The 26,108-nt window shown below is 41.5% G+C and carries 20 protein-coding genes; 10 read left to right on the forward strand and 10 right to left on the reverse strand.

Features of this window, described 5'->3' with window-relative positions; translation table 11 throughout:
* Nucleotides 1-10: 10 nt before the first annotated feature.
* Both J8L97_RS04000 and J8L97_RS04005 read right to left on the reverse strand, forming a co-directional pair.
* On the reverse strand, nucleotides 11-2,332 hold the full coding sequence (locus J8L97_RS04000; protein ID WP_211047962.1) for an isoamylase: 2,322 nt from the start codon (nucleotides 2,330-2,332) through the stop codon (nucleotides 11-13).
* A gap of 184 nt (nucleotides 2,333-2,516) precedes the next feature.
* Nucleotides 2,517-4,316, reverse strand: coding sequence for an FAD-binding oxidoreductase (locus J8L97_RS04005; RefSeq protein WP_211047963.1), 1,800 nt, complete (start codon nucleotides 4,314-4,316; stop codon nucleotides 2,517-2,519).
* 203 nt (nucleotides 4,317-4,519) lie between these two features.
* Here J8L97_RS04005 and J8L97_RS04010 point away from each other — a divergent pair, with 203 nt between their 5' ends.
* Genes J8L97_RS04010 through J8L97_RS04020 form a run of 3 tightly spaced genes read left to right on the forward strand, consistent with a single transcriptional unit; the run spans nucleotide 4,520 to nucleotide 9,464 of the window.
* Nucleotides 4,520-5,263, forward strand: coding sequence for a TetR/AcrR family transcriptional regulator (locus J8L97_RS04010; protein ID WP_211047964.1), 744 nt, complete (start codon nucleotides 4,520-4,522; stop codon nucleotides 5,261-5,263).
* Nucleotides 5,260-6,366: an efflux RND transporter periplasmic adaptor subunit gene (locus J8L97_RS04015; RefSeq protein ID WP_211047965.1), complete on the forward strand. Its 1,107-nt coding sequence runs from the start codon at nucleotides 5,260-5,262 to the stop codon at nucleotides 6,364-6,366. The genes J8L97_RS04010 and J8L97_RS04015 overlap by 4 nt, the downstream gene beginning before the upstream one ends.
* Nucleotides 6,366-9,464, forward strand: a complete 3,099-nt coding sequence (locus J8L97_RS04020) for an efflux RND transporter permease subunit (RefSeq protein ID WP_211047966.1) — start codon at nucleotides 6,366-6,368, stop codon at nucleotides 9,462-9,464. The genes J8L97_RS04015 and J8L97_RS04020 overlap by 1 nt, the downstream gene beginning before the upstream one ends.
* Nucleotides 9,465-9,544: 80 nt before the next feature.
* Here the strand turns inward: J8L97_RS04020 and J8L97_RS04025 are convergent, their stop codons facing one another.
* Together J8L97_RS04025 and J8L97_RS04030 are read right to left on the reverse strand one after the other, a co-directional pair.
* Entirely contained in the window at nucleotides 9,545-10,162 is a 618-nt protein-coding gene (locus J8L97_RS04025) for a hypothetical protein (RefSeq protein WP_211047967.1), read from the reverse strand.
* A gap of 36 nt (nucleotides 10,163-10,198) precedes the next feature.
* Nucleotides 10,199-10,939 carry a dienelactone hydrolase family protein gene (locus tag J8L97_RS04030; protein ID WP_211047968.1) on the reverse strand — a complete coding sequence of 247 codons (741 nt, stop codon included), beginning with the start codon at nucleotides 10,937-10,939 and terminating at the stop codon, nucleotides 10,199-10,201.
* Between the two features lie 209 nt (nucleotides 10,940-11,148).
* Here J8L97_RS04030 and J8L97_RS04035 point away from each other — a divergent pair, with 209 nt between their 5' ends.
* Nucleotides 11,149-11,427 carry a hypothetical protein gene (locus J8L97_RS04035; protein ID WP_247688520.1) on the forward strand — a complete coding sequence of 93 codons (279 nt, stop codon included), beginning with the start codon at nucleotides 11,149-11,151 and terminating at the stop codon, nucleotides 11,425-11,427.
* Nucleotides 11,428-11,569: 142 nt separating this feature from the next.
* Complete coding sequence (locus tag J8L97_RS04040; RefSeq protein WP_211047969.1) at nucleotides 11,570-11,770, forward strand: hypothetical protein; 201 nt, start codon at nucleotides 11,570-11,572, stop codon at nucleotides 11,768-11,770.
* A gap of 88 nt (nucleotides 11,771-11,858) precedes the next feature.
* On the opposite strand, the gene J8L97_RS04045 is transcribed toward J8L97_RS04040, so the two are convergent.
* The 3 genes from J8L97_RS04045 to J8L97_RS04055 all read right to left on the reverse strand — a co-directional run bounded on the left by J8L97_RS04045 (nucleotide 11,859) and on the right by J8L97_RS04055 (nucleotide 14,096).
* On the reverse strand, nucleotides 11,859-12,284 hold the full coding sequence (locus J8L97_RS04045; RefSeq protein ID WP_211047970.1) for a hypothetical protein: 426 nt from the start codon (nucleotides 12,282-12,284) through the stop codon (nucleotides 11,859-11,861).
* A gap of 171 nt (nucleotides 12,285-12,455) precedes the next feature.
* The gene (locus J8L97_RS04050) at nucleotides 12,456-13,214 is read right to left on the reverse strand and encodes a hypothetical protein (protein ID WP_211047971.1); all 759 of its coding nucleotides are present in this window, start codon (nucleotides 13,212-13,214) and stop codon (nucleotides 12,456-12,458) included.
* A gap of 399 nt (nucleotides 13,215-13,613) precedes the next feature.
* A complete protein-coding gene (locus J8L97_RS04055; protein WP_210997907.1) occupies nucleotides 13,614-14,096 on the reverse strand; it encodes a hypothetical protein in 483 nt (160 codons plus the stop codon).
* A gap of 320 nt (nucleotides 14,097-14,416) precedes the next feature.
* Between J8L97_RS04055 and J8L97_RS04060 the strand changes: the two genes are divergently transcribed.
* The 4 genes from J8L97_RS04060 to J8L97_RS04075 all read left to right on the forward strand — a co-directional run bounded on the left by J8L97_RS04060 (nucleotide 14,417) and on the right by J8L97_RS04075 (nucleotide 16,572).
* Nucleotides 14,417-15,301: an NAD(P)-dependent oxidoreductase gene (locus J8L97_RS04060; protein ID WP_211047972.1), complete on the forward strand. Its 885-nt coding sequence runs from the start codon at nucleotides 14,417-14,419 to the stop codon at nucleotides 15,299-15,301.
* Between the two features lie 8 nt (nucleotides 15,302-15,309).
* On the forward strand, nucleotides 15,310-15,675 hold the full coding sequence (locus J8L97_RS04065; protein WP_247688521.1) for a GFA family protein: 366 nt from the start codon (nucleotides 15,310-15,312) through the stop codon (nucleotides 15,673-15,675).
* An 84-nt stretch (nucleotides 15,676-15,759) separates the two neighbouring features.
* The gene (locus J8L97_RS04070) at nucleotides 15,760-16,167 is read left to right on the forward strand and encodes an MAPEG family protein (RefSeq protein WP_211047973.1); all 408 of its coding nucleotides are present in this window, start codon (nucleotides 15,760-15,762) and stop codon (nucleotides 16,165-16,167) included.
* A gap of 111 nt (nucleotides 16,168-16,278) precedes the next feature.
* A complete protein-coding gene (locus tag J8L97_RS04075; protein ID WP_210997910.1) occupies nucleotides 16,279-16,572 on the forward strand; it encodes a YciI family protein in 294 nt (97 codons plus the stop codon).
* Nucleotides 16,573-16,726: 154 nt separating this feature from the next.
* Here J8L97_RS04075 and J8L97_RS04080 read toward each other — a convergent pair whose 3' ends face one another.
* Nucleotides 16,727-17,245, reverse strand: coding sequence for a hypothetical protein (locus J8L97_RS04080; RefSeq protein ID WP_211047974.1), 519 nt, complete (start codon nucleotides 17,243-17,245; stop codon nucleotides 16,727-16,729).
* Nucleotides 17,246-17,344: 99 nt separating this feature from the next.
* Between J8L97_RS04080 and J8L97_RS04085 the strand changes: the two genes are divergently transcribed.
* Nucleotides 17,345-21,388 carry a rhombosortase-dependent M36 family metallopeptidase gene (locus J8L97_RS04085; RefSeq protein WP_211047975.1) on the forward strand — a complete coding sequence of 1,348 codons (4,044 nt, stop codon included), beginning with the start codon at nucleotides 17,345-17,347 and terminating at the stop codon, nucleotides 21,386-21,388.
* Between the two features lie 102 nt (nucleotides 21,389-21,490).
* On the opposite strand, the gene J8L97_RS04090 is transcribed toward J8L97_RS04085, so the two are convergent.
* Entirely contained in the window at nucleotides 21,491-23,668 is a 2,178-nt protein-coding gene (locus tag J8L97_RS04090; RefSeq protein ID WP_247688522.1) for a DUF6359 domain-containing protein, read from the reverse strand.
* Between the two features lie 117 nt (nucleotides 23,669-23,785).
* Nucleotides 23,786-25,819: a bifunctional 2',3'-cyclic-nucleotide 2'-phosphodiesterase/3'-nucleotidase gene (locus tag J8L97_RS04095; protein ID WP_211047977.1), complete on the reverse strand. Its 2,034-nt coding sequence runs from the start codon at nucleotides 25,817-25,819 to the stop codon at nucleotides 23,786-23,788.
* Nucleotides 25,820-26,108 lie beyond the last annotated feature (289 nt).

A 26,108-nucleotide genomic window follows, 5' to 3' on the forward strand; every position in this document is an offset into this window, starting at 1 on the left:
CTACACCTCACTACTTTGCTATCAACACTAATACTGCACGACCTGCTAACCCATACTGAGTATACTCGCCGCCAATATACTCTTCATTACCTGGGGAGTTAACCGAATTAGCCCCTTCATTCCAGTTCGCGGTATCCGTGACTCGGTACCAACTCTTGCCTTGTCCAGGCCAAGGAAGTGTAAATTCAACCTGATCTGACCACCCATTGTATGCAATGTAGATTGCCGCTGTTGACTCAGAAAACTCGCTGCTATCAATTCGATAAGCTATTGCATGATTATTTGCATCATTAAAGTAGCCAATATCTGCAACTGAACCATCACTTTTAAACCATCGTAATTGCTCCATTACATTCGCATTGTTATCTTTATCTGAATAAAAGTGAGCTGGACGTAAAGCAGAGTGCCCTTTTCGAAATGCAATCATCCCTTTTGCAAAGGCATTAAAGTGATGCTGTTGCGTATTCCAACGATAACTCAACCAGTTTGCAGATGAATCTAAGTTATATGGGTTATTATTACACTTTAACGATCTTAAATACTCATCTCCCCCCGTCATCATCGGTGTACCAGCACTGAGCATTAATAGTGCAAAACCATTTCGCGCCGCTTTACGCTGTTCTTGCGCTTGATTATGCCACCCTTGTGCCCAGCTATGATTGCTATTTTCACCGCCATCAGATGGTCCTAAAGGCCAAAGGTGCTGATTGTTTTTTTCATTGCAAGAATATAAATCTTTTAGCGTGAAACCATCATGGGCCACAATAAAATTAACGGAATTCCAGGGGGCTCTACCATCATCTTGGTACAAATTCGCAGAGCCTGTAAAGAAGTTCGCCAACTGTCCTAAACTGACTGACTCTTGCCCCATTTGGTTTTGGTCTTTGCGAATGGTGTCTCTATATTTTCCATTCCATTCCGACCACCCTTTAGGGAACCCGCCTACTTGATATGAATTACCACCTATAGCCCATGACTCAGCAATAAAATCAGTGCCTTGCCCTCCCAATGCCGGTCGTTCCGTAAACTCATCAGTGATGCGATTAAGTGCATTATTTTTCAGTGTTTTATCAAAGTGAAAACAGCCATGCTCACAACTGTTACCCAACACAGACGCTAAATCAAAGCGAAAACCATCAACGCCCATTTCTGATTGCCAATAATCTAAAGAGTCTATTATCAAATTCTGAGCAATCGGATTTAAGGTGTTGTAATTCCCTCCAACACCCGTGTTATCCCAATTATGTTGTCTGTCTGCTGTTAATGAATAATACGTTGGATTATCTAATCCGCGCCAAGAGTATAGGTTATACGTTGATGCGTCACCTTGCTTCCATGCACCTCCCTCTCCAGTATGGTTGTAAACAACATCAATGAATACTTTGATCCCTTTGTCATGGAAAGCTTTAACCATACTTTTGAACTCTTTTGTCGGACCTCCAGGAGACTTATCAGCCGCATAACGTCTATCTGGTGCAAAATAATTCAACGTCATATAACCCCAGTAATTGTCACCTTCAGTGGATGCTACAACGTCATTGGTATCATTTTGTGTTTCTTGTACAGGCAAAAACTCAACCGCGGTAATGCCTAAATCAGCTAAATATCCAGCTTTTAACGCCGCCCCTTGGTAAGTTCCTCGAAAATTAGCAGGAATACTCTCATCATTTTTAGTCAACCCGCGAACATGAACCTCATAAATGACGTCATCTTTTAACGCACCAGTCGGTTTCACTCCGGTAGACTGATGTGAATATGCAACGACAATACCTTTAGGCGCTTTTAACGCACTATCCAGATTTCGAAAACGATTGCCCGAAGCATAGATATTGCCACTATCCCACTGTGGCGTTAAATGATCATGGCTCAACTCCTTTGCATATGGGTCAATCAGTAATTTATTTGGATTAAAGCGATTGCCATACCTATCGACATCTTTAATAAAGCCGATATTACTCCCTTTTTGCCACGATGGGTGATACGGCCAATTAGGTCCCCATGCTCTGTAGCCATAATAAACTGTTCCCTGTAAACGACCATCTAAACGCGCTTTATCTAACGTGACAGACCAAATATCATCACTGTTTTTTGTCAAGGCATAGTGGTCTATCTCATGGCTGCCAGTTGCATTAGCATAAAGATAAACGGCCATTCGAGTGGCTCTGGAAGAGTATATTCGAAAGGTTAACGTGTTATTGCTTTCTTGATGGGTAACCCCCAACTGATGTTGGTTGATTGCAGCTGACACCGAGTAAGAAGTCACAATACTACAACACAACAGTAGACACTGAATGTAGAACCGAGACTGGGCTTTGATAAGATTAAACGTCATTATTTTAACTTCCTGGTTAATATTTAGACAGGCGACAACAGTAACGAATAACAAAACAACAAAGCAATGGATTACATACGTATTCATAAGAGGTGAGAGCAGTAAATTAAACCGCACGTAGGATGGGGTCATGCACCGAATGTGCTCACGCCAAAACCGTGCTTGGCGTGAGCATTGTTAACAATTAAATAATGGTTTTTCGAGTGCGCAAGTGATTGTATTGATCATTAATATAACATTTTTTAATTTCTACAAGTGTTCCATAATTCTGCTGAAAATATTCAGATGTCGGTATTGAGGCATCTTTGAAACTAATAAACGCACCATATGCTCCCTCAATATCTGCACTTCTACTGGCGGAGATCCAGTCCATAGCTCTATTTGTATCAACATAAACAGCATTATTTTGCTGCTCAACTTTATTCTTTAACTCTTCGTTCCACCATGTTTGATATTGAATCGTATATAAACAATGTTGATACGGAAATGACACTCCAAGTTGTGACTTCTTTTGATCTAATTGCTGATAAAAATCTCCAACAATCGCCCCTAATGTGACATAGCTAAACAACCCTAACCCACTATTTTCACTCTTCACTAATTCTGAGGTCAACGTGCTTAGCAATTGTTCATAACCACGCTGTGTTAAACCTTCGGGTTTAACCAACTTTGAAGTAATTTTATGTGGTGCAGGCGCATCATAATCAGGGGTAAACGCGTGCTGATGCCGCCCTAAAATTGAATGTAATAATGTATTATAATCGGCAATACTTTCGCGTGCCCAATGGCTGAGTAATGCATGATCATAATCGTATTGTTGCTTATTGTTTTGACTAAGAATCAATCGCTTGCCGCCCACTTTGGATGTACTAACACGGGGTCTACCTTGCATTGGTTTAACAAAGGTATCATTGATATACCTATCCAATGCCTCTTTTGTTCCCTCCCAATATCCAAACATGGTACATGGATGATATAACTCATCAATGTCTGAATAGGGTCGTTTTGCAATCGCATTAACTTTTAAATTAGTACCTAACAAGTTTGCCGTTTTTTGTGACTGGATCGTTGCTTCCCACGCTTTGAGTATATCAATCGTTGGACAATCTTCTAACGGCACACACACTTCAATCGCCGGATCTGGTTTCATGAACTGATTCCAAACAATTTCAAATCGATGGATTTCATCTGGCAACACAAATGTTTTTACTTTTAGCTCGGTAATAATCCCCCAGCTCATACCGCCGCCGCCACGTAATGCCCACAAAATATCGCTATGACAAGCCTCTGAGACTTCAACCACTTCACCATTGCCCAAGACCACAGTGGCACCAACCAGATATTCACAACACATACCATATTTACGAGTCCAAGGGCCCCAACCACCTCCTTGGATAAAGCCGGTTAAACCAACCGTTGCACATGTACCATGAGCTATCATTCTTCCTTCAGCAGCGAGCAAAGGCGTTAATTGATAGAAGCGATAGCCTGCGCCAATCGTCGCCACTTCAGTTTTCTGATCATAGCTAAACTGTTTAACTCGACTAACATCGATCAAGATAGTATTGCTGCCGCTACACTCCCCTTCATGATCATGACCTCCTGAGCGCACTCTAATCGGTAAGTTATATTCAATAGCGAGTTTATAAATAAATTGCACTTCAAGTGTGGTCTCACACAATGCAATGGCAAATGGATGAGCTTGGAAACGCGTATTAAACACCATAGCTTCTGTTTGATAATTGTTTAAACCCGCAACATCACTCAGCCCATTTAGCTTTTGAGTTAAAAGACGCTTTGCTGAAAACCCACCTTCAATGGCTGACTGATAAAACAAGTTAAAATTATTTACCGTCGTAGCAAATACACCTTGAATCGCGTTTCGTTGCTGTTGAGGATCCGGATTTTCTGATGTACCAGAACGCGCTAAATGGTTACTCAATGTATCGACAAGCTTTTGTATTCTATCTTGTTCACTCTGCATGGCTTCAATTCCTTATAGGCTAAATAGTCAGTGTTCATTTCTTTTAGTATTCAAAATTTATAACTGAAATAATATTACACAGTCTTACATTAGTTCGAATTGTGCATTTAAGAAAGCTTGACTTTAAGGATGTAAAATTTACAACAACATCATTCGAACATTATTCGAATGATGTTACTTAGCAATTTAACTTCGAGGTATATATGGCACCAGCTCCCAAGTACAGTCATGAAAAGCAACTTGAAATGATTTTAAATGCCGCGGAAGAATGCATTAACGAATCATCCGTGACCGATTTCACTATGGCTAAAATCGCTAGCACAGCTGGTTTATCTATGGGGTCTGTTTATAAGCATGTGCAAAGTAAGGAAGACATTGTGCTTGCGCTCGCTCACCGAGCATTCTTACATGTCAGCGGTATTTTCAATCAAGTCTTGTCTTTACCCATTTCCACACCAGAGAAAATCCTTGCAATCGAGTTTATTGATCCCAAAAAAATGCAGCGCTTTGGGTTCGATAACGATCTGCTTTCTTATGCGACCAATGAAGCCGTGATCAGCCGCGCTTCCACAACATGGACAGAAAAAATGATCATGGCCAATACCGCCTGTGAGCAATTATTTAAGTTAGCTTTAACAGATGGTATTAACTCCGGAGAGCTCACCACTGAGCTTAATTTGTCGCAGACCATTGAAGAAATAATGATAGGCTCATGGTCTCTGTCTGTTGGCTATCAACAAGTTCAACGCGTTAAGCAATTTAGGCAAATCGGTGAAGGCACAGATTCCCTACTTGAACCGCTGTCTGAGAATGACCCTAATATTCGCAGTTCCATGCGATTTCTCAACAGTTACCCTTGGCAACAGCCACTGACCCAAGAATCCATAAAAACCATACAAACCAGTTTGGAAAACATTCACTTACGCGACCCTAAGGGGGCATTATGAACATTAAACGTTGGCTAATATCGGTACTCATTTTGGGTGTTATTATCGCCTCATTAGGCTTTATGAAATTTACTCAGATACAAGCTGCGATAGCCTTTGGCGAGTCATTCCCTGAGCCGTCAGCATCGGTAAAATCAAGTTACGTGGAACGCATCGAATACAGTAAAAAAAGTAAAGTCATTGGCCAACTACAAGCAAAACGCACCTTAGATATTCGCAATGAGTATGCCGGCTTAATTGTAAAAATAAACTATCAACCGGGTGATTTTGTGACGCAGGATCAAATCTTGTTTGAGCTAGATACCAGTATTGAGCGCGCGAATCTTGCAGCCGCCAATGCGAGATTAACATTAGCAAAATCGACGCAAACACGCCTTGCTAAACTATTAGCACAAAAACGCGTTAGCCCAGACCAAGTTGACCAAGCTGACGCTGATGTCACGATAGCCAAAGCTGAAATAGCGAATTTAACCGCGGTTATCGATAAGAAAACCATCCGAGCACCGTTTAATGGACAAATCGGATTGACGCAATATCAACCTGGGCAACTTCTAGATGTAAATACACTGCTCACATCGCTCGTAGCACTTGATAACACGATATGGGTCGACTTTAAATTACCACAAACACTCCCTCAATTAATCGTAGGGGATGAGGTTAATATCCGTATCGTATCGACAAACATTAGTGAGTCTGAATTACTCACGGCAAAAGTTATCGCTAAGAGCGCCACGATTGATGTATCAGCAAGGCAACTTGCTTATCGAGCTGAACTTAAAAATAGTCAACAAAAACTGCATCATAATCAAATGGTATCAGTGGTCGTTTCTACACCAAGTAACCAAGTTCTTGCTGTGCCATCCAATGCTATCGCACGGAACCACCTCGGTGCTTTCGTCTTTACATTAAGCCAAGATGACACCAAAAATTGGCGCGCTAAATCGATTCAAGTTGAACTCGGTGAACGCCAAGGGGATTTACAAATCATCACCAACGGCTTAGCAGGTCACGAATTTATAGCAACCGAAGGGGCATTTAAACTCAAAGACCAGTTGCTTGTTTATACCCAAGTTCCAGCTGACACATCGCTTAAGGGGGAGTAATGAGTGCACTACATGAAAACAAACCCTCATTTATGGATATTTTTGTTAACCGTCCCGTTCTTTCGATAGTTCTATCGTTACTCATCATTATGGCTGGGCTCAATGCCGCCAACAAAATATCAATACAACAATATCCAAAAATAGAAAGTGCCTCTCTGGTCATTAATACCGTTTATACCGGTGCTTCGGCTGATGTCGTCAAAGGTTATGTCACTGAACCTATTGAGCGGGTTGTCTCCTCGGTACCAGGCGTTGATTACGTCGACTCAGTAACTACATCGGGCTTAAGTAAAGTCACAGCATGGCTTCAACTCAACCATAATACCACCGATGCCTTGGCTGAAATGAGTACTCGCCTTGGACAAATTAAGTTTGAGCTGCCTACTGGCGCCGAAGACCCTGCGATTGAGATTGTTCGAGCTGACAGCCCTTATGCTGTTTTTTATCTCAATGTAGAGTCTCAATCTTTACCTCGTGGCGAAGTAAGTGACTACTTAACCAGAAATGTGGTACCGGGACTGACCGATATCAAAGGCGTCCAAAAAGTCACGCTCGAAGGGGGACGTAATCCTGCGATGCGTATTTGGTTAGACAATGACAAACTCGCTATTTATGACCTAAGTGCCAATGATATTTTTGCCGCATTACAAGCTAACAACACCATCGCAACCTTAGGCTATAGCGAAAACAAGCGTCAACGTATCGATTTGCTGGCCAATACCAGCTTAAAAAGTGTCGCTGACTTTAATAACCTTATAATTAAAGAAGTAAATGGCAGCCAATTACGACTAGGTACAGTTGCAAATGTAGAGATCGGTGAAGCACAAGGGATGGTAACGGCTCGACTTGACTATGATGACACCGTATTCCTCGCTATTTGGCCGCTACCTGGAGCCAATGAAATTGACATTGGTGATGTGCTTTACACCAAGCTAGATGAACTGAATCAGCAATTGCCGCATGGCATGCAAATTACCATTGGGTATGATGGCACATTATACATGCGTGATTCGATTAAAGAAATATTCACCACATTAGCTGAAACTGTGCTGCTGGTTGGGATTGTCGTAGTGGCTATGATGGGATCATTTAGAACTGCGCTCGTGCCACTAATCACTATTCCTATCTCTATTTTTGGCGCTGTTGCTGTTATCTCGTTGATTGGTTTTTCTTTGAATCTTCTCACTATATTAGCAATCGTATTGTCTGTTGGCCTTGTGGTTGATGATGCTATTGTGGTGGTTGAAAATGTTGCTCGTCACATGCGTGAAGGTAAACCTCGGTTGCAAGCTGCTTTAATTAGCTCACGCCAATTGCTAGTTCCTGTGATCGCAATGACTTTAACACTTGCCGCCGTCTATGCACCTATTGGCTTCCTGACAGGGTTAACTGGTTTCTTATTCAGGGAGTTTGCATTTACTTTGGCAATTGCCGTGTTAATTTCTGGTGTTGTTGCTGTCACTTTATCTCCAATAATGAGTGCCTATGTCAGCCCTGAAGGAGGTAAGGAAGGTCGATTAACACAATTAGTAAATAGCTATTTTGACCGCTTACAAAATGCGTACTTCAAGCTTTTTGACACATTGCTCAGTATGCGTCCACAACTTATTTTTATTGCCGTGATACTCTCGTTATTAGCTGTGCCTTTTTATCTATTGTCTCAAAAAGAACTTGCGCCAATTGAAGATCAAAGTTCGATTCAAGTGGTCGTTGAGGCGCCGCCTGAATCATCTCAAGCCTACACTGCGAGCAAAATGAATGACACAGCTGAAGTTATGAATAACACCGAAGGTGGAAAGTTCACTTGGCAAATAATCACTGCGGCAGCTGGATTTGGTGGCGTAGAACTTGCTCCTTTTGAGGAGAGAGAACACTCTGTTCATGATTTATTATTCGATTTATATGGCCGCCTAGGCAGCGTGACAGGCCTGAGTTTATTCCCAATTTTACCTGCATCGTTGCCAACTGCAGGCCAATTTGATGTTGAAATGGTGGTGCGTGCCAATGACGATGCCATTACGATGAAAAAGTATGCCGATGAGATCATCGCAAAAGCGAACGCCAGTGGCAGCTTTCTCTTTGTTAACACAGATTTGAAGCTCGACCTTCCACAAGCCGAACTAAAAATAGACCGTGAATTAGTGGCCGATTTAGGGCTGAATTTGGCGTCAGTTAATGAGCAACTCAGTGTCTTGATGTCCAATAATTTTGTTAACTACTTTAATAAAGAAGGTAAGGCGTTTCGCGTTATCCCCGTTGTTGACAGTGGGGAGCGTTATAACCCTGAAAGTATCTTAAATATGAAAATTCGCACAGCAGATGGTGAACTCATACCCGTTTCGTCATTTGCAAGTCTTGATACGTTCACGAGTCCGAGAGTCCTCGGGTCTTTCAACCAGCAAGCGTCATTTAGAATTTTTGCGGGTGTTCTACCCCATATCACCAAGGAGCAGGGTCTTGCCAATATTGAAGCCATTGCGAATGACTTATTACCGACCAACTATTCAATTGATTATGCAGGTGAATCTCGACAGTTGCGGAAAGAAGGTAATACCATGGTTGGGGTGCTGTTTGTCTCCATGATCATTGTATATTTTGTACTCGCCATTCAATTTAATAGCTTTAGAGACCCGCTAGTCGTGTTGTTGGGCTGTGCCCCTCTGGCGTTATCGGGCGCATTAATGTTGCCATTTTTGTCATTAACAACCATCAATATTTACAGCCAAATCGGGTTAATCACATTGATTGGATTAATTGCTAAAAATGGAATTTTAATCGTCGAATTCGCCAATCACCTACAATTAGAAGGTAAATCAAAGCTTGATGCTGTAAAAGGTGCAGCAAGTACCCGTTTACGTCCAATATTGATGACAACAGGCGCAACTGTGTTAGGTCATTTTCCTTTGGTGCTGGTAACTGGTGCTGGCGCTGAGGCACGGAACAGTATCGGCATCATTCTCGTTGCAGGTATGCTAATTGGTACTTTCTTTACCTTGATTATCTTGCCGCTATTATATCAACTCATAGCAAAAGACCATCGTGGTGAAGTGGAGTCTGAGCACGCACTAACCACTACCCCAGTTCCTACGGCACTGTAAATACGTGAGAAGGCGGTACAAGTGTACTGCCTTCCTCATTCTGGATCTTTAGCAACCAATAAACGACAAGAAAATCCCCATTAGATACTAATTTTAGTGTCAACACTTAACAGCCAATCACGCACCCAATTAACTGTTATATCAAGCGATAGCACGTCATTCATTACCAAATCACTATTGCTCCTAACCTGTTCAACGACCGCACAGTAAATATCTCTAAAATAGTCTTCATATTTATCTAAATAGGCCGCCAGTGAATCTACACTTTGAGCAGACGTATGGCGTCGAACAACCCGAGATAAACACAACTCTAATGGTGTATCGAGCAATACCACCGATTCGATTAGCTCATCCATAACACATCGTTGCCTACCAAAAGGTTCTTCAATAAAAATATAACGGTGGCGCCCCGTTTCAGCAAGGTGCTTCAGTGCTAGCGTAAATTTCGGTGTATGTATTAAAGATACATTCGCACCGTCAGCAAACCAACGCTTCATATTTGCTGGATACGTGTCATTATCCACATAGCTGTCAAAGAGCAGGTAGGGCGCGTCAAATTGTTGCGCAAGCTTTTTTATGACCGATGTTTTACCTGCACCAGATGCCCCTGATATCGCAATAACACGCGTCTTGGTAGGACACTCTTGGCGTATTGGCTTAAGCCCGATATGTTTAGCTGGCACTACAATCCGATCCATTTCTTAATCACCCCCACAGACGCTCGAAAATACGTTTTACAGTGTTAAGCATCGTGAAAAGAGTGCTACAGCGTCTTGATACATAGACATAGCCAATGCCGCATCATATCTATCGCCCTCATCTCGCATAAATGCATGTTGTGCATTGACTTCTTGCCATTGGAAATTAATGCCCGTACGCTGACATGACGTGTATATCCGTAACCGACCTTCCATTGGCACATGCGGATCTTGTTTCCCCCATACGAAGTGCACTTCACCTTGAATATCTTTCATTCTTTCCAATGATCCGTTACCAATCTCACTGGGGAGAGAGTCACTGTGTATGTCTGTTGCATATAAACAAAATGCAGCTTTAATAGCGGGGTTTAATGCCGCTCGATATGCTAGATGGCCACCAATACACACGCCCATCGCACCAACATGTCCATTGCATCCAGTTAATTGTTCGGCAAAATCGACGAGGGCCTGTGTATCACTATCATGATGTTCTAATTGCTTAGTCCATTTATCTTCATTGCCTTTATCTTTACCTTCATCGTCATAAGCGAGTACCGTACCAATCGGATTCAACTCATGAAACACTTCAGGTACCAACACGTGAAAGCCATGGCTAGCTAAAATGGCGGCTGAGCGCGCAATCGGCGCTGTTTGTTGGAAGATTTCTGAATAAAAAATAATGCACGGATAACTGCCTTGCTCGGCGGGCTGATAATGATACGTGCGCATGACACCCGTAGCCGTTTTAATATCGTGAGTCTGGTGTGTAATTACCATAAAAAGTCACAGTTCAAAAAAGTTACGGAGTAGAGTAATGTATTTAGGCACAAAAAGTAACATTATTTACTATCAATGTGGTTCAACACCACATTATGAGATATGATCATTTCTATCTCTTAAACACCTTTGAATAAAGCACATCGGCATGCATTTTGTGGTGTTCTGTGTCTCTAATATTCTATCAGCTCTATACCGTTGAGGATAAGATGAACATAACCTCTCATATTTTTCGTTGGCAGCAAGGTCGTCAGCAGTCTGGTTACCATAAAATGCTACTATGTGGTGCGTATTGGCCAATAAAGTTTGATGTGTACTTACTCAAATTCCCCAAAGGCAGTGTCATACCACCACACACGGATAAAGTTGAAAAAGGCAAGCATTACAGACTCGGGGCTGTTGAACTTTGCTATTCTATTTTTGTTCTCTTTGAGCATGCTTTTATCGCGGCGCTTAATATGTGGCCTAGTAATCTAAGCGAATATTAAGCAACAAAGAGAAAGGGATGCTCAAAAGAACCGGTAGGCAGCGCTTGATTGGCTTTTCTACTATGTTATCGGCTGACTCACATGGAATAACCATGCTACGCAGCCTCTGCCTTGTATAAAAGCCAATCAAACTGCTGCAAAAATGAACCTAAAAGATCAACAGCCCCTAAATATCATACTCAAAAAGTCGATAAAAGGTGGTCAGTTTATTTGCAAACACCCTTTAGTTAACACATCTAGAATTAAGTTATTTCGACCCGATTTATGTGAGCATGCGGTGTCAAAAGTAGAGCAAGGTACACGCTATGTGTTGAGTATCGGCTGGGTTAAATCTGCGAAATAGCACGCGCCCTCGCTACAAAGTCACGGTAACATATGCCCTTATGATACGTGAGGAACTGAGCTTATCCATACATCAGAGTAAGCTATAGCTAATGTGGTGTAGTGACATTCAATAAATATAGCGTATCTTGTTTCGCTGAAGTCACAACTAATAAATCTGGACGTATTAATGTCAGTGATGAAATAGATGAAACGGCTGGCGTGTTATCCAATAGCACAGTTGATACTGATAAACCCGTTAATGGTTTATTTTGTAAAACAATCACACCAGTGCTTTTTTCGGAAGCCGCATAGCCCCATCTTCCATCGCGCGCCATAGCTAAGCTATTAACGCCTTGCAAATGCGGATGGGCCACAACCTGAATCACTTTAAATTGATTGGGTTGTGATTCTTGCAACACTAAAATTTTATCGCTACCTGAACAGGCTACATATAATTTATTTATTATCTCTACAGCTTGCATTGCTTGAGGATTTAAACATCCATACTCTTTTAAACTTATACGCTGGCTCACAGCATAATATTATGTATCACCTTTATCTAATAAGGTCAGTGTAGAGTCGTTAAAACCAGCCACAATGAGCTTATTCTGTCCTGTCTCTTTGTTCATTATTGGTTGCACAGCGACGGGTGAACCGAACTGTTGCTTACTGACCCCTTTATTGGCGGGTTCATTCGTTACAATTCATCCATTGGATAACTTAAAGAAACGGACTGCGTCACTTTTGTAACTGGCTACCACAAAATGCTGCTCATCAAGCTTAAGTATACTCCATGGTGCAAGTAGCTTTAAGTTATCCAGTTCACCAACGGGCGTCGGGTCTTTGAATATGCGTTTTGCTGATAAATCATCACTTAATGAATGAACAAATTGATAACCACCTTGCTCAACTTTGCTAAAAAGTGACAGTGCGCCATCGTAAAAACTAGCAGTGATTAACCACTTGCCATTATCAAGTGCAATAACGTCAGATGCCCCTGCCAATTTATATCTATTATTATCAATATTTTTAAATGTTTGTTTGAAATACAGCTGTTCATCACTGTCTAACTGGAATACAGATAATGCATCATCATCTCCACTCACTACAAAGATGGATTTCTTATCGCGAGAGGTTGCAATTTTCCGAGGATTATCTAAGCCCGATACGCCATGCTGATTATTAGTAGCTTGTTGAGAGATATGTAATGAAGGAAATGAAGCGCTCATATCCACGGTTCTGGCTTCAACAAGCACGGTACACAACACACAGCTTACACCGATACATCGAGTCCATAATCTAAATAACCTCAGCTCTGGATAAGCGAATTTGCCCAATAAAGCTATTTTTCTCACTCTCGGCGTTGCTTTCATTTGTAATAGCCCGCTATTACTGTATATAAGCGCCTTGATATTGAACAAAATAGCATCATTGGATTGTACGTAAGTTTGTTTGCAAAACATTTTCTATTCCAAAACCCTTCTCCAAACCTGAGGTTAAATACGTTTTTTATCATATCCGATACACATTTAAAAACACTGCAGACTATCAGTATTTCACAGTATCCCAAAATATATAAGTCTTTAAATTATTGAGTGTTTCACCGTTAATTAAAGATATTGAATTTAATAAAACACGTAAATTAGAGGCTAGGTTAGGGCTCATATCAATAAACGCTAAAAAATGCCACAGACACAACCAGCCTTACTCTTTTTTGTCGCGATTACCCACACATTCACCACTGAATTATTGTAAAGGGGGTTTACGATATCTAATTGCATCATCACCAATATACAGTATTGGTTTTCGTCAACTATCTCGTATTAAAAGCAAATATAAAACAAAAGATTAGTGGCAAAGTGCTATTTTTTCTTAATATATAAACCATCAAATATGGTTTGCCATTTTTGATCTTGCGATCTGGTACGCCATACCTGACGTACTGTTCCGTCTGCATTAGGGGTCCATGTTATCCTTTCATCTAGCAAGTTACCTTCTCTATCAAAAGAAGTTCCTGTAAGTACCATTTTATTGCCTTGCAAGCCTCCTCCTAGTTGAAGCAATAGTCCCGTGTTATCAACCCAAGTCTGGTGCCAAAAATTGCGCGTAACATCATACAAACTCACACTTTCCCCACGATATCCCGACAACCCCTTATAGCGCTCTTTAATCACACATCCCTCATAGTCAATCGTGATTACATTACGTCCTGCAATTTTCCCATCCGGCGTCTTTACTTGCCAATCACCGACCCAAAAATCAAAATGTCGATACGCTTCGCTGACACACTTTGCATATACTTGCGCACTCATAAAAAAACTAAAAGCAATCACATACCAATTCATAACTTTGCTCCTTTTTTCATTAAAGAATAGTCGCCACAGTACATATTACGAATAATAATTATGATTTTAAAACAGTGAGAAATACATTCTCCGTAACACTAAAAACTTCTAAGACGCCGTTTTGAGTAAAGAGACAAAGCACAAGGAAATACACCGAAATTTACTTTTTCGTCGAAGGGGAGTTGATGGAATACATAGTACGATGCTGACTGACAGCATATAATGCCTTCAAATTTCACGGTGTAAGCTTCAATATGCTGTACAGGTAAAAAACCTTGCTTCATTCATATTATGCTTTGCACTCATATTTAGGAGATAACTTGAAAATACTCATCACGGGTTCTGCTGGACGCGTTGGGCGTGCTATTTACATTAAACTGATGCAGCTGCACCATGTTATTGGAGTAGATATCACACCGTGTTCGACGGTTGATATAGTTGCTGATATCCGTGATTTGGCACGGATTCGCCATGCATTAATCAATATTGATGTGGTGATACATTGTGCGGCCTTACATGCTCCACATGTGAATATTGCTGCTGATGAAGATTTTAATTCTATTAATATTATGGCAACTGAGCAATTAGCTTTGGAAGGTATAAAACAAGGCCTACGGCACTTTATCTTTACCAGCACCACCGCATTATATGGCTTTGCTTCAACCCAAGAGAATCAAGCGAGTTGGATTGACGAAACCATTACTGCGCAACCGAAAAGCATCTACCATACTTCAAAAATAGCCGCTGAAAAAAAATTAGCGCAACTCTCTCATTTATTTAACCTACCGGTTACTGTGCTGAGAATATCTCGATGCTTCCCCGAGACAGCAGACTTAATGAGTATATACAGATCAACTCGTGGCATAGACGTACGGGATGTTGCACAAGCGCATGCCTGTGCCGTTGAATTGCGCCTACCGGGTTTTAAAACATACATTATATCGGGTTCAACTCCCTTTACGCCGAAAGATTGTGTAATGCTCTATACGGATCCAGGCACTCTTATTCATGAAAAAATGCCCGACTTAGCAACAGAGTTTAGACGACGTCAGTGGTCTATGCCTTGTTCACTCGACAGGGTCTATGATTCAGCATTGGCGCAAACTGTGTTACAGTGGCAACCAATGCATGGTTACCAAAGCGTGTTGACCATGCTCGATAACGAGCTACCCGAAGTGTTGCCCGTCATTAATTTCTCAAAGTAAGGAACACCATGACTTTTTCAGCAAGCTGTCATTGCGGTAATATTAACGTTACATTTGATGCTTCAATTGATTCGCTTACGAGCTGCAATTGCAGTATTTGTCATAGACTTGGTGCTCTGTGGGGATACACCCACCCCAACAATGTGTCTGTCAGTTTTCACCGCTCAGCGCCTATCAGCTATTGCCACGGGGATCAGTGTATTGAATTTCATCACTGTGCTTTGTGTGGGTGCACAACCCATTACACACCAACCGATATGGGAAATACACAACGCATGGCCATGAATTTCAAAATGATAAAACCTGAGCTTTTAAAGCAAATTAGAGTACGTCACTTCGATGGTGCGAATACATGGCAATTTATTGATGAATAAAGATAAATAGATAGCAATCTATTGCCGTATTGGTAGGATAAATAGCACTCGACATAGACCAAGATAACAGGAGTTTTTTGTATTATGGCAGATATATTTATCACCTATCACACTTCAATTTTAATTTGCGGATTGATAGCAACACTTTTTTTACTGCAGTTGATCATTGCCGACATAGTGTTGTTTTTTAACAAGCACCAAGCGGGTCACCCGATTAAATCAGATCATCAAAACTTTGTATTTCGTGCAACCAGAGCACATGCAAATACCAATGAAAGTATCGCCATTTATATACTACTGTTACTTTTCGGGCTCCTATCACAAAGCCCCCCCGATTGGTTGGCTTTTTCATCTGGACTTTATGGCATTGCTCGGCTTGCGCATATGAGTTTCTATTATATGAACCTGCAACTTGCGCGCAGTTGTGCATTCGGATTAGGGTTAGTTGGACTGCTTAGTATGTTAATAACAGGACTCACTGCGTGGGTATAACTTATACACGGTTTACGATTACTTTAATACGCAATCGTAATGTACAAAAGCGCTGTTAAAAATCGCATATTTATAGTTAATATAATGTTTTAACTATTCATAAGGATCACGATGTTTATTATTTCGATGACTTATTTAGTCCCATTGCATGAAGTTGAAAAACACTTAGCGGCACACTTACTATTTTTAGATAAATACTATGAAAGCGGCCTATTTCTCATCTCTGGTAGAAAACAACCAAGAACGGGGGGCATTATTATTGCTAATACAACCCAAACGATAGAGATAGAAGAAGCGTTAAAAGACGATCCATTCCAGCAGCACAAATTGGCGACCTACGAGGTCACTGAATTCATCCCTTCGAAAACGACTCATAAGTTAAATTTCTTACAGCAAATACCATAATCGCGTTCGCCACCTACCTTAAATAAAGTCGTTAAAAAACATCATTAAAGAGCACCACAAAGCATCAACGGCGCTCTTTAACTGTTATACCAAAACAGTGATATCTATAACCCCGCCACACATGGCTATTCCGCTAACTCGCCACGTTTATAGACTAATACTCATTATTAACTTTGCCATTGTAAAAGATTTGTAATTCAACACTTTTGACCGCCTCAGAACCTCGAAGTGATTCAAGCCGACTTAATAAATCAACGTCTGTTGATATCACTTTATAACGTACGATAGCACCTGTCACTGGCTGCTTAACGAATTGCTTTATGTCTGGTGCTTGTTGTGAACCGTATAGCTCAACCAAAAATTCCCCCGTGACAGTACCGATTTGACCCGTTGTAACATTGTAAACTCGATCGCCCTTTTTAATTGTATGCCCTTTAAGCTTGATTCTATCTGACGGCGTAACTTGGACATGACGTACCAAAGTGCTCTCACTATTTTTAATTTTTGCACTGTAAGCATCGCCTTCAATGTGCGATTGCTTCGCCAAATCATTGGACTTTTCTTGCCTGACTTTTACCTCCGCAGGTTGATCATAAACAAACGTTGAACATCCCGACACAAGCATCAACATAAACATTAAAGTAAGTAATAAAGTATTGGAATAAATGCTCATAAGCTAAAAAACCACCTTGAAAGTAAAAAAAACTTTGAAATAACGTTAAAAAGAATTCATTTTAATAAACGTCTTTATAACAATAAAACAGGGTAAATAATGAATAACATACCAAAAATAACTTTAATTGCAGCCTCGATGGTTACAATTTTAGGTACCAATACGGCTTCAGCATTAACTTACAATGCACAGTCAGGGCTAATAGATCAAGCGCAAATCAATACCAGCAGTCAAGCTGACCAGGTAAAAGCGCAACAACAAGCTCTTGCAGCACAGGCCACTGTTTCAGGTATGACTAGCCACTATGACAAAGAACTCGGTAAAGCCACCTTTGTGTGGGCTAGCAAAGCACATACAACGCCTAACCTATCAAACATTGCCGTTGAACAGCGAAATGAATTTGTAGCTGATCATTACTTACAACAGCTGACAGGATTAAAAACCAGTAAGTCAGCTATTTTAGATGGGGCGCAATTAACAAACTTACACGAATCAAAGCGCGGCCCTGCCATAGCAAAGTATAAACAGCTTGTTGGGGGCATAGAAGTCTTCAACCGTGAGTACAACGTGATGATAGACAAAGAGTACAATCTTGTCGCTTCATCAGGTTTTGTATCACATGCTAAAGCTGCCAATTCAACCAACCCCGCTTTCACTCATTTTGGTAGTGCTGCAAAAGCAATTGGTATTGCCGCTAAAAATATTGGCGCAGAGACCAACGACCTGCAACTAAGTAACGAGAAGCTCGAAGGTCAATTCACGTCATTTACAGCGCAAGATGCCTCGGGTACTGTCAATGCATTTTCGCCTCGTGCTAAAAAAGTATTCTTTGACGATGGAACACAATTAGTCGCTGCATACTATGTTGAGGTAGAAGTCGCGCCAAAAAATAGTGTTGAGTCCGAGGCCTATGGGTATGTGATCGCATCAAACTCCGGCAAGGTATTATTCAAAAACAACTTAATCGCGCATAGTAATGATTATACATATCGCGTGTATGCAAACCAAAACGGCTATCCCATGGAAGGTCCACATGGCGATGTGCTCCCAAAACTAGATACAGGCCCTGACAAAACTGAAATTGAAGCTGCGCCGCTCGTTACCCTTTCGCATTATTCAAAAATCAGCACACAAGACCCATGGCTTGCTGAAGATGCAACCATGACATCAGGAAACAATGTATTTGCTTATGCTGATGTTGTTGCACCGGATGGTTTTACCGAAGGTGATTTCAGTGCAGAGCTTACATCTGCAAATACCTTCGATTACCCATATGAAGTTAGCCAATCTCCAACAAGCTTGAATAATCGCAAGTCAGCGATCGTCAATTTGTTTTACATGAATAACTTCTTACACGACTTTTTCTATGATTATGGGTTTGATGAAGCTTCCGGTAATGCGCAATTATCTAATTATGGACGAGGCGGGGAAGAAAATGACCCTTTGCATGTACAGGCACAAGATTATTCCGGCTTAAACAACGCGAATATGTCTACCCCTGCTGACGGCAGAAGCCCACGTATGCAACAATATTTATGGAATAGCAAAGATGCTATTGTCGGTACTGATTTTGCGGTGACTGTCACATCTCACTCGCAAGTAGGACTACTGCAATCTTCAAAAGTTGCTTCATTTGGACCTGTACAATATGACTTGTCAGGTATGACAGTAAGACTGAATGATAGTACTGATACCGCAACAGATGGCTGTGAACCTGCAACCAATGGTGCTGAACTCGCTGGAAAAATCGCTTTAATAGACCGAGGAGGATGTGCATTTACAGCGAAAGCTAAACACGCACAAGAAGCTGGAGCAATAGGCGTTATCATCATCAATAATGTGGATGACGGCACACCGGCACCTATGGGTGGCACCGATGACAGCGTAACCGTTGTATCTATGGGCTTAAGCTTCCAAGACGGAAAGAAAATTTACGACCTAATGGACAGCGGTGAAATGGTCACCGTAAACTTAATGAGCACCTTCCCGTTAAAAGACTCCACGTTTGATAATGGTATTATTGCGCATGAATGGGGTCACTATATTTCGAATCGTCTTGTAGGTAATGGTGCTGGTTTAAATAACTTTCAAGGCCGTGCGATGGGTGAAGGCTGGGGGGACTTCCATTCCTTAATGTTCATTGCTCTAGAGTCTGATTTAACCATTGCAGGCAACGATCAGTTCCAATTACCTTATGCGACAGGCACGTTTGTTGAGAACTTCACAACCGGTATTCGTCGTGCACCGTATTCTACAGATATGTCGGTTAACCCACTTACATTTAAGCACATTACCAGTGGGGCTGAAGTAGATGGCCTCCCACCAACGAATGGCGGCTCACCTCACGCAGCAGGTGAAGTATGGGCAAACATGCTATGGAACGTATATGTTGGCTTGATAAACAAGCATGGCTTCCAAGAAGCACAAGACAGAATGGCGACATATTTAATATCAGGTTATAAGGCAACCCCAATTTCTCCAACTTATGTTGAAGCACGTGATGCAATCTTAGCATCGGTGTATGCCACAGATATGGAAGATTTCACCATTGCCTTAAAAGCGTTCGCAGACCGAGGGCTTGGCTTAGGATCCATTGCGCCCCCGCGTAATAGCGATGATAATTCAGGTGTTATTGAATCGAACAAAACAACATTATCAGCTTTCCAAGCAACCTCTGTATCCTTGAATACAAACTATAATGGCGTCGAACTAGGTTACTGTTCAAATGACGAGATCCTGGATAAAGGTGAAACTGGGACTCTATCCGTGTCAGTTAAGAATGCAGGTGATGCAACATTAAATAGTATTTCAGCTAAAGTGGTCGTGACCAGTGGTCACAACGTGACACTTGAGAATGACGGTATGATCACGTTTGATGCTTTAGCACCATTTACCTCAGCCACAAGTGTGCCATTGATGGTGACACTCAATGAGGCTGGCACCGCTGAGAACCTAACATTTGAAGTCACTTTTGAAGGTGAAGAAGTGGTTGGCGAGACTAAGATGGCAGTGTCATCAACGGTCAACTATGACTTCAAAGTAAAAGCGCACCAAGGCACTTCAGCATTAGTCGATATGGAAGGATATAACCTCTTTGCTGACTTTAAAGAGAATGTGATGACTGGTGGCGACTTAGCCAAAGGCACACAAAACTTTAACACCAGCAATACTGCTTTCTTCTCATCCGGTAACCCAGACGTTGAATTTGGCGAACAAACGATGTTCTTACGCAACAATGGGTTCGAATCGGACGTTACCGTTGAAAGTAAAAACTTTGAAGTCGGTTTTGGTAATGATTTCTCCATCAGCTTCTGGCATTTATATCTATTAGAAGATAATTGGGATGGTGGTGTACTTGAAATCAGTATTAACAATGGTAATTGGGTGGATGTGACTTCAACTATTGCAGGTGGGACTTTCGATACAGGCTATAACACCACCGCATTAATTGAAAATCCGCAACAAGCACTCCAAAACCGTCCTGCATTTACAGGCTCAAATTTCACATCACAAAGCACAGGGAATATGGAAAAAGTGAGTTTTGGTGATCACTTAAATGGCCAAACGGTAAAATTTAGATTCCGCATTTCCGCAGATGGTGGCACAGCCGAAACTGGTTGGTTCATTGACCAAGTAAAATTTGAAAATGTTGCGTCATCGCAATTTCATTCAACTGTGGCCGGTGATGTGAATACGTGTGACAATGTTGCACCAATGTTGTCAGCGCCTGACTCAATCGATGTCAATGAATCTGCAACTGCCACGATTACCGCAAGCGCAACAGATCGAAATAACGATTCGCTTACCTACACATGGACGCAAATTGAAGGCCCAAGTGCAACGCTTGCAGGTAACGACTCTGCAACACTGACAGTTACACCACCTAGTATTACTGAAGACACAGCACTGAAGTTTGAATTAACGGTCAGTGACGGTTCGGAGCACGTGAAAACAGCAACTACGGTCAATGTAACAAATGAAACACCGCCGGTTGTCACCCCACCAGTTGTCACCCCACCAGTTGTCACCCCACCAGTTGTCACTCCCCCTAAATTACCTGATAGCAATAGTAACTCCTCAGGTTCAATGGGTTGGTTTGCATTGTTATTTGCCGGGGCGGGACTATTACGTCGCCGTAAATAGGTCATTTCAATACGTTAGCTAAATAAAAAGACAGAACCAATTACAGTTCTGTCTTTTGTTTCACAATAAGATTTACAATAAACCCTTTAAATACAGGCAACGTTAGTCAATGAGCATCAACTGACTTACGTTACGAACACCAGGGTGACTCATGTAGTTGTTCTTAATCCCCTCAACACGTAACCGTTTTCCGATTAAAGCCACATTGAGTAATGGGCTATACATAGTGCGTTGGGATGATTCTAGTTTGATGTACAACGATTCACTATTGTTAGTGTCATCTGTCAGCTCAAGTGCATACTTGCCATTGACGCCACGTGTTATTTTACCTTCCACAGTGACAGGCTCACCATTGGCCAACGCTAAAACCTCACTCACAGACATACCAGAACCGCTTACAGGGTCACTACCCGCATCATCGGTGATACGTAATTTAGAAACTTGACGTACACCCGCTTGACTCATATAACTGTCGCGCACACCGTTAACAACCATAATTGCATTAAGCAATTCCGGATTTAATTGTGGACTAAACTGGTTTCGCTGATCACTTTCTAACTTCACATTAATGGTAAAGCTGGCATCATTAATGTCCTCTAACACCAATGCATAAATACCATTTAGGCCAGACTTAACACGACCTATTATTTCAAAAGACTCCCCCTGCGCGGTATTCAATGCTTGTTCGATTGATAAAGCTGTAGGTGCAATTTGAATATCACTGACATAGCGAACTCCCGCTTCACCCATATAACTATTGCGTTTGCCCGTAACGATAATATTCTTATTCAAAATCGCAGGATTTAATTGAGGATTGAAATCAGCGCGTTGGCTACTTTCAAGCTTCACAAAAATATGTTTTGAAGGTGAATTTACATCACTAAGCTCTAACCCATAAATACCGTTTACAGCTGCCGTTACTTTACCCATCACAACCAACGCTTCACCTTGCGTTGCGGCTAATGCTTCAACTACCGATAGGGTGCCACCTGGGGTTGGTGTCGGGTCTGGATCAGGGTCTGGGTTCGTTTGTGAATCACCATTAGGCGCATTAAACGAATTATATTTATAGGTATCAGTATTCCAAGGATTAAACCCACTAGCAGGCGTCCCCCATGGCTGGCCATTATTTGGATCTGCCATTTCTTGCGGTGCCATTGGGGTTGGTGTTACAAAGCCACTTTTATGGCCATTATTATTATCAAAATATTGGTAACTTTCAGGTGTTGCTAACCAATTAATAATATTCACAGCAAGTGTTGCTGCATTACCTGCATCCGTCCAACCTGGGTAGGTCTTTTTACTATTGCCAGTATCCTGGCGACGGTATTTCGGGCTTGCATCTTCGATAGGAGACGAATCTCCAATGAACGCTGCTTTACCCGCCCCCGATTTCGCAATGGCGACGTAAGGACCTTCCGCTTTACCACCAAAGTACAACCCTTGATCCTTTGCATGTCTCCATTTAACTGGATTATCTGATTCTGAGAAATACACCAACCCCTTCGCTTTTTGTGGATCAACAACCGCCAATGTAGCCCCAGCCGCCATTAGAATAGGTTGCACTCCTTGTGTGATCCCCTCTGTTTGTGTACTTGGCTCAACACCACTGACACCTTGCTTGTAGTCGACGCCATTAAACCGAAACCGGATCCCAAAGTTTTCAACTAACCAACCCGCATTTGCTGATTTAGGATTACGCCAATCACCATATTCTCCACCCAAGTTATATTTGCTTAAATCAGAGCGGTTGTAACCATTGAAAACCTCTGTTGCATCCCATGTATTAAGGTTACGATCTGCATCGTAATGATCCGCAACAAAAAACACACCTTTACCCGCAGCAACATATTGCTCTAGTGCTGCTTGCTCAGCCATAGTAAATGGTCTATTGGTTTCTGCTAAAACGAACACATCAGAATTTTTTATTGCGTCAAAAGTAATAACCGCCTCATTTTGCGTATTATTGTTACTTCTATCATCATGAAAGCGGATCACACCATCATTATTTAAATCGATGCCACGATACTCTTTAACGGTATAGCCTTGTTGCACTAATGCGTCTGCAAAGTCAGAAAAAGCCCCATCAATCACCCAGTCTGCGTTGCCTTCAACGCCGCCATGAGATACATCGAAATATATGGTTTTACCATTATTGGTATGCGCGGATGGTGTTTTTACTGGTGCTGTTTTGTTCCAGTCATATGCTGCTGCCTGTACGCTGCTCATTGATGAAAACAAACCTACAGTCAACATCATCGCCAACGTCGTTTTATTCATACTAATCATTCTTCAATTCCCGTTGAGTGTGTTATGTAATGAAAATACCTGTCATACCGACTTCATCCGGTACGATTAAAATAAGAGCAGATACTGAATCTGCTCTTAAAATAAGGGCTAATTATTAGGTTGGGTTAAATCAAGTTTATAAAGTGCAAAACCGTCTTCATTGGTCTCATTCAAAGCTTGAATATGCCCAAATTGATTACTATAAGCTTTTGCATCTAAACTGTTTGAACTAAAAAACTGAATGTCACTGTGGCTGTTTGGGGCAAACTCCCAGTTCATATCCGCCGATGGATCAAGTCCTTTTCCAGCATTCTTCTGACTCTGGTAAGCAATATAATCAGCAACAACCTGACGGTTTTCATTGGGTGAATCAATGACAATTTTATCAGCCGCAATATTAGGGAAATTACCGCCACCAGAGGCTCTGTAGTTATTAGTTGCGACCAAAAACTGCTGCGTAGCGGTTACTGGTTTGCCTTGATATTGTAACGACACAATACGCTCACCATCGGATACTTTCACTCCTTTGCTGTTATACCTAGCGGGTTGTGCAACATCAATTTTATAAGTTACCCCATCGATCACATCAAAGTTATACGAGGGAAACGCTGGGTTAATCAATACTTGTGTCGTGGTACTGTGCACATCAATTTGATTAAATTGTCCGGCCGACATTTCCAGCCATTCTTTAACTTCTTGGCCACTAAGCTTCAGTACCTTAAGCACATTTGGATAAATATATAGGTCTGCAACATTGCGATATGCAATGTCCCCTTGGGCAATGGATGTATAGTCATCTGCGCCACCACGCCCAGCTCGAAACGGCGCTCCTGCGGATAAAATAGGTAATTCGGCAAGCTCTGTGCCCTGAACTATTTTTTGTGTGTACCAAGTCTGCGCATCCGTTACAATTTGTATTGATGGATCATCGTTTACTAATGCAAAAAAACTATTTACAGGTCCCGTTACTTTGGCAAATGGTTCATTAACCCAGCTTCGAGTTTCGGCGTGTTCGTGAGTCACTGCGGCTTCAACTTCAGGATCATTCTCAACCAATGCGATAGTTTGACGATTATCATCTGTCTCATAAATCGCTTTAAGTGATGACTGTGAATCACTCACTTGCCATTGACCATCATCATATTGCAACGTCAAATCTATTACGCCAAGGTGATTACCCCAAAACCCAGGCATAACCGCTGCAACACCATTTACAGTCCCTTTTTCTATATCTATGCCTTTGTCACTCATCCCCTCATAACGGCTACCTGGGAAATTGGCATGTGCATGACCAAATAATATCGCGTCAATACCTGCCACCTTAGATAAGTGATAACTCGCATTTTCTTCCATGGTTTTATGCTCGGCGATATCCAAACCTGAATGTGGAATGGCAATCACAATATCTGCCCCCTCTAACTTCATTTGAGGTACATACTTATTGGCCATCGCAACAATATCTTTGGCAATCACTTTACCTTCTAGATTTGCTTTATCCCACTGCATGATCTGTGGCGGTACAAACCCAATAAAACCAACATTGACAGTGTGACTATTACCCTCAGTATCTTTAAATGTTTTTTCTTGAATTAAATAAGGGGAGAAAAGTGGCTCGTCATTGTGCTCGTCAGCATCACCGTCATCGATGAAAACATTGGCGGAAATATAGGGAAAATTAGCATCATTGATTGCTTCTTTTAAAAAGTCGATGCCAAAATTGAATTCATGATTACCAATATTAGCTACGTCATAATTTAACGTGTTCATCGCTTTATAGACAGGGTGCACATCACCTGCCTGCAAGCTTTTAACCTTCGCCATATAATCGCCAAGCGGACTACCCTGAATTAAATCGCCGTTATCAACCAATACCGAGTTGGTCGCCTGCTCTCGGGCTTGATGAATTAAAGCAGCCGTTTTTACCAAACCTACTTTATCATCTTGCTTGTCTGCAAAGTAATTATAGTTAAGTAAATTCGCGTGTAAGTCCGTGGTTTCTAATAAACGCAGCTCTATTTGCGTGCCTTGTACTGGGGTTGGCACTGGTGCATTTATTTCATGGTTATTATCTGAGCCTGAACACCCTGTAAATAATACAGAAGTACCGCATAAAACAGCCAATTGCAGTAGTTTTGTTTTCATAATCCCTTCTCTTTTATCGGTTTTAGAGACACCACTATAGAAGGAAAAAAAGACAATTAGGCTAATAAATCGTGGCAAATTGGTGCCAGATTTATGACAAATTATAGTGCTCTATGATATGCACAATATTTGAATTACATTACAGTAACACATTCATAGCGAAGCGAAAGTAGCGAGAAAAGTGTGCTATGACCCACGTGATTGCGTCATTGATCTAGTCATGGCACTATTTTGTGCAATATATAAAAAACGGTACGAAAATAGACTGGTGCAACTGCGCATATCTGTT

It is taken from the genome of Pseudoalteromonas sp. MMG012, from assembly GCF_018100875.1.
GTDB lineage: Bacteria > Pseudomonadota > Gammaproteobacteria > Enterobacterales > Alteromonadaceae > Pseudoalteromonas > Pseudoalteromonas aurantia.

What these genes read in the sequence shown, in the direction of transcription:
- J8L97_RS04055 (WP_210997907.1), bottom strand. Translation starts at nt 14,096, where the DNA reads ATGAATTGGTATGTGATTGCTTTTAGTTTTTTTATGAGTGCGCAAGTA.
- J8L97_RS04075 (WP_210997910.1), top strand. Translation starts at nt 16,279, where the DNA reads ATGTTTATTATTTCGATGACTTATTTAGTCCCATTGCATGAAGTTGAA.
- J8L97_RS04010 (WP_211047964.1), top strand. Translation starts at nt 4,520, where the DNA reads ATGGCACCAGCTCCCAAGTACAGTCATGAAAAGCAACTTGAAATGATT.
- J8L97_RS04030 (WP_211047968.1), bottom strand. Translation starts at nt 10,939, where the DNA reads ATGGTAATTACACACCAGACTCACGATATTAAAACGGCTACGGGTGTC.
- J8L97_RS04035 (WP_247688520.1), top strand. Translation starts at nt 11,149, where the DNA reads ATGAACATAACCTCTCATATTTTTCGTTGGCAGCAAGGTCGTCAGCAG.
- J8L97_RS04015 (WP_211047965.1), top strand. Translation starts at nt 5,260, where the DNA reads ATGAACATTAAACGTTGGCTAATATCGGTACTCATTTTGGGTGTTATT.
- J8L97_RS04005 (WP_211047963.1), bottom strand. Translation starts at nt 4,316, where the DNA reads ATGCAGAGTGAACAAGATAGAATACAAAAGCTTGTCGATACATTGAGT.
- J8L97_RS04065 (WP_247688521.1), top strand. Translation starts at nt 15,310, where the DNA reads ATGACTTTTTCAGCAAGCTGTCATTGCGGTAATATTAACGTTACATTT.
- J8L97_RS04020 (WP_211047966.1), top strand. Translation starts at nt 6,366, where the DNA reads ATGAGTGCACTACATGAAAACAAACCCTCATTTATGGATATTTTTGTT.
- J8L97_RS04085 (WP_211047975.1), top strand. Translation starts at nt 17,345, where the DNA reads ATGAATAACATACCAAAAATAACTTTAATTGCAGCCTCGATGGTTACA.
- J8L97_RS04025 (WP_211047967.1), bottom strand. Translation starts at nt 10,162, where the DNA reads ATGGATCGGATTGTAGTGCCAGCTAAACATATCGGGCTTAAGCCAATA.
- J8L97_RS04000 (WP_211047962.1), bottom strand. Translation starts at nt 2,332, where the DNA reads ATGACGTTTAATCTTATCAAAGCCCAGTCTCGGTTCTACATTCAGTGT.
- J8L97_RS04070 (WP_211047973.1), top strand. Translation starts at nt 15,760, where the DNA reads ATGGCAGATATATTTATCACCTATCACACTTCAATTTTAATTTGCGGA.
- J8L97_RS04080 (WP_211047974.1), bottom strand. Translation starts at nt 17,245, where the DNA reads ATGAGCATTTATTCCAATACTTTATTACTTACTTTAATGTTTATGTTG.
- J8L97_RS04095 (WP_211047977.1), bottom strand. Translation starts at nt 25,819, where the DNA reads ATGAAAACAAAACTACTGCAATTGGCTGTTTTATGCGGTACTTCTGTA.
- J8L97_RS04040 (WP_211047969.1), top strand. Translation starts at nt 11,570, where the DNA reads ATGAACCTAAAAGATCAACAGCCCCTAAATATCATACTCAAAAAGTCG.
- J8L97_RS04090 (WP_247688522.1), bottom strand. Translation starts at nt 23,668, where the DNA reads ATGAATAAAACGACGTTGGCGATGATGTTGACTGTAGGTTTGTTTTCA.
- J8L97_RS04050 (WP_211047971.1), bottom strand. Translation starts at nt 13,214, where the DNA reads ATGTTTTGCAAACAAACTTACGTACAATCCAATGATGCTATTTTGTTC.